This is a genomic window from Paenibacillus agri (genome assembly GCF_013359945.1).
Taxonomy (GTDB): Bacteria; Bacillota; Bacilli; order Paenibacillales; family Paenibacillaceae; genus Paenibacillus_AQ; species Paenibacillus_AQ agri.
The window spans coordinates 1-220 of record NZ_JABWCS010000003.1 but is presented as its reverse complement, the minus strand read 5'-3'; the positions used below and the strand labels follow the sequence as shown (position 1 = coordinate 220).

At 50.0% G+C, this 220-nt stretch carries 1 protein-coding gene; it reads left to right on the top strand.

Annotated elements, in window-relative coordinates; all coding sequences use genetic code 11:
* Window positions 1-21: 21 nt before the first annotated feature.
* On the top strand, window positions 22-220 hold a 199-nt coding region (locus HPT30_RS00010), incomplete at its 3' end, for a hypothetical protein (RefSeq protein ID WP_312876271.1).

Genomic DNA, 220 nt, shown 5'->3' with positions numbered 1-220 from the left:
GTAGGAGCGGGTAACCATCTCGTGACGAAAGTGTCCTCGACCCTGATTCCTACACCAAACGTAGGAGATGCAGCACCAACGGGAGCGGGAGTAACGAATCCGTACACGCCAGGCGAAGATATCACTGACGTGGATGCAACAACAAACAAATACATTGGCGTGTATGAAGTAGACAGCAATAACAAGGTGGTATCGTTCAAGCTGATCATACTGACCGCAG